5 protein-coding genes are annotated in these 9,782 nt (G+C 66.8%); all 5 read right to left on the bottom strand.

Translation table 11 applies throughout. The features are described from left to right. Positions 1–195: 195 nt before the first annotated feature. The gene (locus NF876_RS16305; protein ID WP_262269836.1) at positions 196–747 is read right to left on the bottom strand and encodes a LuxR C-terminal-related transcriptional regulator; all 552 of its coding nucleotides are present in this window, start codon (positions 745–747) and stop codon (positions 196–198) included. 639 nt (positions 748–1,386) lie between these two features. Beyond that, entirely contained in the window at positions 1,387–2,736 is a 1,350-nt protein-coding gene (locus NF876_RS16300; protein ID WP_262269835.1) for a tetratricopeptide repeat protein, read from the bottom strand. 99 nt (positions 2,737–2,835) lie between these two features. Next, the gene (locus tag NF876_RS16295; protein WP_262269834.1) at positions 2,836–5,685 is read right to left on the bottom strand and encodes a tetratricopeptide repeat protein; all 2,850 of its coding nucleotides are present in this window, start codon (positions 5,683–5,685) and stop codon (positions 2,836–2,838) included. 68 nt (positions 5,686–5,753) lie between these two features. Further along, positions 5,754–8,678: a tetratricopeptide repeat protein gene (locus NF876_RS16290; protein WP_262269833.1), complete on the bottom strand. Its 2,925-nt coding sequence runs from the start codon at positions 8,676–8,678 to the stop codon at positions 5,754–5,756. Beyond that, positions 8,678–9,775, bottom strand: coding sequence for an alginate lyase family protein (locus tag NF876_RS16285; RefSeq protein WP_262269832.1), 1,098 nt, complete (start codon positions 9,773–9,775; stop codon positions 8,678–8,680). The genes NF876_RS16290 and NF876_RS16285 overlap by 1 nt, the downstream gene beginning before the upstream one ends. Positions 9,776–9,782: the final 7 nt, after the last annotated feature.

Below are 9,782 nucleotides of genomic sequence, written 5' to 3'. Positions count from 1 at the left end.
CCAAACGTGGGTCCACTTTTGGGTCCGATATTCTCGGGCACCTGTCACGAGCAGGGCCGTGGTACCCCCCATGGCCGATCGATGGTCCCGCCATGGGACGCGCCCGAAAAACATCAGTCGGCGACTGCAACCCGGCGCGAGCCAGGGATGTCGCCGCACCATCGCATGGCGCGGCGAAGGGATCCGGGGCCCCCGTCAGCGCAAGCTGTTGGCCGCCAAGGTGTCCCCTGCCTGCATCCAGGATGCGTCAGCCGCGCTCGAAGACAAATGGTTGACGGCCCACATGGCCGCCTGCGTCCGGTTTGCGACGCGGATCTTGCGCAGGATGGCCTTGATGTGAACCTTCACGGTTGCCTCGGCAACGTCGAGCTTGCGCGCGATGACCTTGTTCGGCGCCCCCTGCATCAGGCATTGCAGGATCTCCGCTTCTCTGCTCGACAGCGTCCGGATCGGCGAATCCTGTCCTTCCGACGTCGGAGCAGCCTGCAAAGAGGAGACTTTGACGACAGGAGCCTCCTTCGAGAGGTCGAGCGCCTCCGCGTGCGTGGAAATGGCCGCGAGGAAGGCTGCGGACGGGAAGACGACCTCGCCCAGCATGACCAAATCGAGGTACTTGATCAGGGCCTCGCATCCAGTCGTCGCGAGACAGTATCCATCCGCGCCGGACTGGAAAGCCGATTTCATCCCCTCGAGATTGAAGCTGTCCGACAGCAGGACAATGCGAGCCTGAGCATATTCCTGCTTCAACGACGATATGCCTTCAGCCAATCCTGTCGGATAAAGATTCGCGTCAAGAATGAAGAGGATCTGGCCTTGTCGCGTAGCCTCATCGAGAGCGATCTCTGCGCGCGTCAGGTTTTCGGGATGCAGCCGAAACCGCGTGCTCGAGAGGATATGCCTCAAGCCCTCGCGCAACATTGAATTCTTGCAGCCTAAGATCGTGGTGACTGGGAGAAGGTGTGACATGCGAGGGGCCTTTCCGCAGAGATTACCTCGAATTGTACAAATTAACGGTTCGTTATCCATCCTTAATAAAGGGGTATCGTTTTATGCTTAGGAGGTAGGAAATCGATGCCTCTTCGGAGGCCGCCGGCTTGAGCCTTCGGATCAAGGCATGACCCCGGGCAAGGGCCGAGAATCCGAGCTGCGATGTTTCGGATGGCATCGGGTTTTCCGATGCATGCGCGCGCCGAGGCGCGAACTCGGCGGGGTTGCGCCTCGCCTCGACCGCAGCGCCGACGCATGCCTCGCGCATGCTCGAGACCTGCGCGCCGTTCAGCACGTTCGAGCAGACATCTTATCCGGCAAATCGCGTGCCGCCCATGAACGGTCGCGCTTGATCCGAGATGCCGGTGATTGCGGCACCTCGCCTTTCGCGTTCATGTCTCACCGAGCAACGGCATTCGGCGCGGCAGGCGAGGCTCCTCCGGCTTCCCTCGTCGATTCGGTCGCGGCCGGTTCCGTCATGGCGCTCAAGGCGACGGCGGCGAGAGGAAAGCCGCTCTCGCGAGCGCTGCTCATGAGCTCGATCGCCTTCCTGGGGTCGGCCTTGACCCCCGATCCTGACTTGTACATGAGCCCGAGCCGGTACTTGGCTTCCGAATTACCTGAATCGGCTGCGACCTGGAGCAGGCTTGCGGCCTTCTCCGGCAAAGCTTCCACGCCGATCCCATCCGTGTAGGCATGAGCCAGACCGATGAGCGCTTCCGTGTTCCCGGCCGAGGCCGCCTTGTCGAGGCCTGCGATGATCAGAGCAACCAGATCATCGGCCGGCCGCAAGGTCAGAAGTCTCGCGAGGGCCTGCCCGGCCGCCGAATTGTCCTTGTCCAGGGCTGCGAGGCTGTACCACCGTACCGCCTGCCGCTGATCTTCGGGATCGGTGCTGCTCGAGAGAGCCGTGGCCATGCGCATGGCGGCAGCGGAATCGCCGTGCTCGGCCGCGATCCTGATCAACCGGGCAGCCGCGTCGCGGTTCTGAACCCCGCGTGTGCCGCGCTCCAGTTCGGCAGCAACCTGGTAGGCGATGCCGGGCTTGAGTTGAGCCGCCTGCTCGAAGAACCGGAGGGCCGACTCCATGTCCGTCGTTCCCTCGCTTCCCAGGGCGAGCGCCCAGCCGATCTCGAGCAGGGTGCTGCGCCGGCGGCCCTCGTTCACACCATCGAGCCATTTCAGCGCAGCCGTCTCGTTGCGCTCCAGGCCGCGACCGGTGCCATAGCCGTAAGCGGCATAGGCCATGGCACGCTCATGGCCGACGCGAGCCGCCCACAGGTACCACTCGGCCGCCTTCTTCGTGTCGACGGGAACACCCTCGCCGCGATCGTACATGCCGGCCACGGCCAGAACCGAACTCGATGCTCCTCTGAGGGCTTCGAACCGGAGGCGCCGCTCGAGCCGGGCACGATCGACACCCTGCAGGACCACGTCGTGGCGGGCCATGATCTTCGCCATGAGGCGTGTTGCCTCGCGGTCGCCGCGGGACGATGCGATCTTGGCCGCATCCAGCCCGGTGGCGAAATCCTGCGTGTCCATCTCCGCATCCAGAGCCTTCTGGCCGAGACGGAGAAGCCTCACGGTGGACATGGCGCGAAGCTGCGCCTGGGTGGGCGCTGCGGGTTGCGCGGTAGCGGCCCCCTGGGCGGCCGGCGCCTTCGCGGCGCTGGGAGAGGCGGCCAGGGCCGCCAAAGAGGCGCTCGTGAAGAGGCAGCTCAGGAGAACGATACGAGTAGTCTTGATCATCTTGCCTCTCCCACACGACGCCTATCGGCGCCCGTCTCGTCTTTCCTGGTTCTGCAATGCCGCTCGGATATCACTTCCTCGCGGCACCCTCGTCGGACATCACTTCCTCGCGGCACCCTCGGCCGTCTTCAGCCAGTCCTGCGCGGCGCTTGCATTCACGTCGGTGCCGAACCCGAGCGTCATGGCAAGGCTGAGGCCGTACATGGCCTCCGCATCTCCGGCCCGTGCCGCACGCTGAAGCCATTCCGTGCTCGCGCTCGCCGATAGTTCGACGCCGTACCCCGATGCATAGGCACGGGAGAGCTCCTTCATGGCGATCGTGTCGCCGGCCTCCGCGGCCTTCAGCAGCCAAGCGGCGCCGGCTCGCGGATCAGCCGGCACACCGAAGCCGAGCTGAAGGCTCCGTCCATATTCCCGCATGGCCGGCGCAAAGCCTGTCTCGGCGCTCGCCCGGAGCGTTTCCACCGCTCGATCGGCGGCCTCCGTGGGCATCGAAGCCACTCTGGACAGGTCGGCCGCGACAGCGGCGTCTCCTTTCTGCAAGGCTCTGGCGAGCCATTGCACGGCTGTTTGCATGTTGCTCTCGCCGATCTCGCCGGAGACATAGCCTCGCCCGAGATAACGCATGGCCTCGACCCGGCCCGCTTCTGCCGAGGTCTGGATGTACCTGACGGCCTCGTCCCTGCTGGCCGGCCCGCCCACGCCCTCGACCATCGCGCGCCCGATCAGGAACAGGACTGCCGGATCGCGGCCGCCGGCTTGGACGTCCGCAAGGGCTCTCTTCATCCAAAGACGAGCGTTCTCCCCGTGATCGGGACCGGAGACCTTGTGATGGACCTGCGCGAGCTCCACCATGTCCCGTGCGGTGCAAACCGGCAATGATGCGATGCGGGTGAGCCAGCGCGCCGCATCGGACTCATCCTTGGCGCTCGCCGCCAGGGCGATGGCCGCCCGCACGCTGCCGGCCGCCGCCGCAGCCTGCCTCCACTCCAGAGCCGTCTTGCCGGTCGGTTGCAGCTGAGCGTTGGGGAGTTCGGCGAGGGCCAGCATGGCAGCGGCATTGCCCGCCGAGGCGGATTCCCGCAGGACCTGCACGCCCCTCATGACATCGTCGGTGCGCCCACGCTGGGCGATCAAAAGGCGTCCGAGCTCGAACTGTGCATTCGAATCGCTCTCTTGCGCGGCACGCTCGAGCAGCGTCCGGGCTCCCGCCTCGTCGCGGCCGCCGTCCTTGGCGTCCAGCATCCGACGGGCCAGGAGAACCATGGCACGGGTCCGACCCTCCCCTGGCGCGAGAGCCCTCTCGCGCCACCGGGCGGACGCCGCTTCATCCATCGCGACGCCCGAACCGGAGCGATAGGCGGACGAGAGAAGGATCATGCTCTCGCGGTCGCCTCGCTCGGCCGCACGAAGGAGGGCCTTCGCGTTCCGCTGCGCCCCATCCGGATCGTCGCCCGCCTGGTTCGCAATGGCCGAAATGCTGCGCACGTGTCCCGCCTCCGCCGCGCGCGTCAACCACGCCTTGGCCTGCACCGGATCCGGAGCGACGGCTGTGCTGCAGGCGTAGAGTTCGGCCAGCAGACCCATGGCGTCGGCATCACCAAGCGAGGCGGCCTCCCGCAGGTCGCGAAGAGCCTCTTCGGACCGGCCCAGCGCCGGATAGGCGAGCAGGAGTTTCGCCATTTCCGTGAGAGACCCGACGTCCCCGCGGGCCGCCGCTTGGCGATAGAGGCTCAAGGCCGCGTTCACCTCGGGCTTTCCGGTCGCGCCGGCGGCGTAAAGACGTGCGAGGCTGACCAGAATGCCCGTGGTGTGCCCCGGCAGGGCACTTGCCTTCACGAGGGCGTCCGCCGCCTTCGGCAGATCCGGTGCCGCGCCGAACTCGCCCCGGTAATGGCGGGCAAGGAGCTTGTAGGCCTCGGGATCGGCATTCGACCCCGCACGCTCGAGCCAGACGATCGCCTTCGGCACATCCTTCGGCGCACGATCGCCGAGGAGGAGACGCTCGCCCAGCAATGTCATGGCCCGAGGCTCCCCGGCCTCGGCGGCTCGGGTGAGATGGGACAGGAACTGCTCCGGCGCCGCCTTGACGCGGCCTTGCAGGTAGATTTCCGCAAGGGCCAGATCGGCCTTGGGATCGCCCTGGCGCGCGGCCGCTTCAAACCACTTGACCGCCTCGGCCAGTCCACCGGGCACCAGGGCGTCGTCGCTCAGGATCGTCGCGATATCGAAGAGAGCGCCGCACTTGCCTTTTCCGAGTTCGGCGTAGAGGGTCTGGAGGGCCAGCTTGATGAGATCCTCCGTCACGCCCTGCGGGACGGAACCGATCTTGCCGCTGCGCTGCAACCGCGCGAGCTCGATCATGCCGTCGACATTGCCGGCCGTCGAGGCGGCGCGGAGCAGTTGCTCCGCGTCGCGAACATTGGCCGCGGCAATCCGGCCCTGCACATGGAGCTGGGCGAGCAGGACGGACCCATCCATGTTCAGCATGGACGAGGCCGTCTTCAAATGGCTCGCCGCGCGCTCGGGATCGACAGGCCCTGCGGCGGGATCGAGGAAGAGCTTGCCGAGCCGGAAATGAGCCCGGCCCCGACCGGCCCATGGCCGGTCTGCGAGATCCTCGAGAAGTTTGCGCGCCGTCAGAGGCGACCGGCTGGTATCGGCACGTCCCTCGGCGTAGGCGATCGCAGCCTCGTACATCTCGTCGGGATCGTTGACGGGCTGCGTTCTGTCCCACGTGCTCCAGTCCCGCGTCAGATGCGGCTTGGTGGCGGGCTGGCAGATCTTGCTGAAATCGGCATTGGGCGCGAGGGATCGCGGGCCGGACGTCTGGGCGGCCCCGGACGTGGCAAGCGCCATCCACACGGCGAACCCCGCGACGGAGGCGCCGCCGATCCGGTCGGGCCGAAAGGCCGGCGATCGTCTGGCGGGCCGACGAAACATCACCATTGTGGCTCTCCACCCCATCTCACGCTTGCGGGCATTCCGCTGTCCTGCTTCGCTCATTCTTCACCTTGTCAGCCGGGCGTCGCGTTCGTCAGTTTCGCCAGCGCTTTGGCGGCCTGGGAGTGACCGGCCCGCGCGGCCTTCTCGAGCCATTCCCGCGCCGTGGCTCGCTCCTTGTCGGACGATCCCTGCTGGTAACGGAAGGCGAGCCGGTACATCGCGCCCGGATGCCCCTTCTCGGCCGCTTGCCTGAGCCAACGGTCGGCTTCACGCGCGTTCGGCTTCGTGGCGATGTCGTTCAGGCGGTAGAGTTCGAACATCGCGTCCGGAGACCCGAGGCTCGCGGCTCTCTCGAGCCAGGTCTTCGCAAGTCCCGGATCGAGCTGCGTGCCCGTACCGTTGGCCAAGGCGCGCGCCACCTCGATCATCGCAAGCGGAGATCCACCTTCCGCAGCCCGCAGATAGGAGGCGAACGCACCTTCGCTGTCGACCGTTGCACCCAGGCCCGACAGCTTGAGGCCTCCGAGCTGAAGCCTCGCGTCGATCTGCCCGGCCTCGCCGGCCCGCGACAGCCACTGCTCGGCCGTGCGGCTGTCACGCTCCACGCCGCCCCCGTAAAGGTATGCCAGTCCAAGACGGATCTGCCCGTCCGGATCACCCTGGTTCGCAGCCTGGGCGAAGAACTCCGCCGCAACCTTGCGATCCTGAGCGACGCCGACGCCGCGCTCATAGGCTTCACCCAGAGCCAGCTGCACCTTGGTGTCGCCCGGCTCCTCGTTGTAGATCTCCCGGTAGAGCGCCATCGCCTGGGCGGGATCGCGGGGGATGCCGTCGCCGTCGCGGTAGGTCTTGGCGAGGATGAAGCGCGCTCCATCATGTCCGAGCTGTATGGCGCGGCGAAGCAGCGCCTCCGCCCGCACCGGGTCGTGCTTGCCACCCGTCCCCTGCAGGAGAGCCGTCGCCAGAAGCGTCATGGCCTCGGCACTGTTCTTTCGAACCAAGGTTTCCAGAACGGACGCACCGTGTTCGATCGATGCGGGGTCCGGGAGACTGAGATACAGCAAGGCAATCTTGCCGTTCTGGTCATCATCGGCCGCCATGGCCTTCTCGGCGATGGCCAGCCACCGGCGGGCGGCGTTCTGCTGCTCTCCCGTCGGCTGGCCCGAAAGCGAGACCTCAGCCAGCTGCAAGGCAGCCTCGGCACTCCCGCCCTCGGCGGCCTTCCTGAGAGTCCCCTCGGCCAGCACGCGCTCACCACGCGCAAGGTAGAGTTTGGCCAGCGCAATCGGAGCACGGCTGTCGCCGGCCTTGATCGCCTTCTCGAGAGCCTCGCGGGCCAGATTGAAATGACCCGGACCTCCGGCCCGGGAGTAGAGCGCGCTCAGCTCCACCATGGCGGCGCTGCTGCCGGCGGCGGCGGCGCGGCTGAACCAGGTCGCGGCCAGAGCCTGATCCTGCGGCACTCCCCGGCCGTCGTTGAACATCTTCCCGAGACGGATCATGGCGATCGCGCTGTTGGCCTCGGCGGCCTTGCGATACCATTCCAGCGCGCGTGGCGCTTCCGTGCCGGAAAAGCGACTCGCATAAAGATCGCCGAGACGGATATAGGCGATAGGAGAACCGCTCTCGGCCGCGCGGCGGTACCAGCGCATGGCTTCGGCCTGCGATTCCGGAACTCCATTGCCGCGGAGCAGCGCGTCTCCCATGCTCACCGCCGCCTTCACGTGACCACGCTCCGCCGCCGTCCGAAGCCGCTCGATCGCGGTTCCACGCATGCTCTCCGTGGCAGCATCCGGATAGGCGAGCGACGTGCGCGCAAACTCGTAGAGTGCCGCCGAGTTGTCGCTGGCCGCCGCCCTGTCGAACAACCTGAGCGCCAGCGCCACGTCACGGTCGATCAGAACGCCATCGCGGAGATGGCGGCCGAGCGCGACGAGAACCGTCACGTCCTGATCGACGCGCCGAACGGCCTCGGCCAGGAGGTCCTTTGCGGCCTGACGCCCATCGGGACCATTTTGGCTCCGGATCTCTGCCGCGAGGACCAGAGCCCGCGGGGCCTTCGTCTCGATGGCCCGATTGAGCCAGAGGTCGGCCGTGCCCGCCTCGACACCGAGAGCCGCCCCGTTGAAGGGATCCTCGGCGAGGATCATGGCGGCTTCGACCGATCCGCGTTGAGCGGCCTTCTCGAAGGCGATCTTCGCCTCCTGCGGCTGGCGCGTGGCCGATTTCGGATCGGCTCGCAGGCGCCCCAGGCGCAGCGAGGCTTCTGCATCCCCCAGATCGGCAGCCCGCTGGTACCATTCGATGGCGGCATTGATCCTGTCCGGTCCGTTCGCCGTGTCGCGGTAGTGGTCGGCCAGTGTCCTGGCCGCCTCGGCCGATCCCCGCTGGGCTTCCCGGAACAGGATCCTCAAGCCTTGGGTCGCAAAGACGTTCGCCTTTGCCGGATCGCTCTCGAGACGGGCGAGCTCGAGGCCGGCGGGGCCATGCTCGGACCGGAGGGCGATCTGGTAGAGGTTGCGGGCTCCTTCCAGATCCTGCTTGCCGCCGATCCCTGCTTCCATCAGGCCCGCGAGGACGAAGGCCGCCTCGTGGCTCTGCAAGGCCGCGGCGCGGCGCAGCAGCTCGGCTGCCCGATCCACGGAAGCCGGGTCCCGGTCGCGGGCCAGGATCAACTTGGCACGCCGCAGCGCGGCCGATGGCCAGTGCGCTCCCGGCAGGGCCAGGGCCTGTTCGTAGAGACGAGCCGCTTCGTCCAGCTGGGGAACCCTGAGCGGGTTCGTTTCGCTGACGGGAAGGCCGTCCTGCAGCAGTTGAGCCCGCTCCACGAGAGCAGCCGGATCGTTGCGCTGCTTCAGCTGCTCGACCTTCGCCATGATGCTGCGGAACCCGTCGCGCGGCTCAGCCCCGGTCGACGTCTGGGAGAAGGCCGGGCCGGACGAAAGCGACGTCAGAATTGCGAGGGCACCGAGCAGACCCAGGTGAGTTCGGTTCATCAGCGCCCCCAAAAGCATGTGGCGTTGCCGCCAACGAGTTCATCGACGAGAGGCCGATCCGGCCGGAGGCTGCGCGCCAGCAGCGCCTTGAGCCGCTTCGTCGCAAGGCCAAGCCGCTCACGCGCCGCAACCGGCTCGACCCAAGCCATGGGGTGGCGCCCGTAATTGCGCTTCGCCAGGAAGCTCATGTCCTGGCGGCGAAAATCAGCTTCGGGTCCGGGACTTTCGTTCTCCGAGGCATAAGCCATCACTACTTCAGGCTCTGCAATGCCATTGAGGAGATAGGAGAGGAGCCGGTCGAAATTCGCCTCGCCCTCACGAAGTCCATACAGGTCCACGCCACGGGTGGCGGCGACTTCTGCCATGACGGTCAGGCTCGCCAGGGATTGACGCATGTGCCACAGGGCGCGGGCGCCGCGCCGCGTTTCCAGAGCAAGGCTCCCATCGGTGCGGGCCTGTCCGAGAACGGCGCGATATCCTCGAGACCCTTTCTCGTAAAGAGCATCGTCCGCCGTGATGGCCCCCCAGGTCATGAGGATGCTGTCGGCCAGAGCGCGGTGGCCGGTGCGGTCCGCATCGGTGCCGAAGGTCCGATCGACCCGGCGAACCAGAGAATCGACCCAGCCGGACACGATCTGTCGCTGGCCGTCGTCCAGGCTGCGGTTCACGACGGCATAGGCCGCGATGGTCGGCAGAAGCACGCGCTTCAGCCCGTAAGAGGCCTCGCTCTCGGCGTCCGTGCTCTCGAACGCTCTCCCCTTCGCCCAGGCGAGCAGGAGATCGCGCAGGGATGTCTCGGATGCAGGTTCGCCGGCGAGAGCCCGCCCGGTCAGGGCCATGACGGCCCAGGAATAGGAATTGGCGCCTCCATCGGCGTTGGATCCGTCCACAGCCTTGATTCCGTCGATGGGCTTGAGACTGGCCCAGGATGGGTCGCGAGCAATCGCAAGGCACGCGGCGCGCACGGACGCGAGAGCCGGTTGCGCAAGGGCCGCGCGGCGAGCTTCCACATCGAACAGGCCCTGTGCCCTCACCTGGGCGTGGCACGGCGCCGTCATGAGAAGGCCCAAGACCGAGAAGACGAGAATTCGGTTCATGCTGCTC

It is taken from the genome of Microvirga yunnanensis (genome assembly GCF_025460875.1).
Note: the sequence above shows the minus strand (reverse complement) of the source record. Positions and strands in the feature narration are given on the sequence as shown.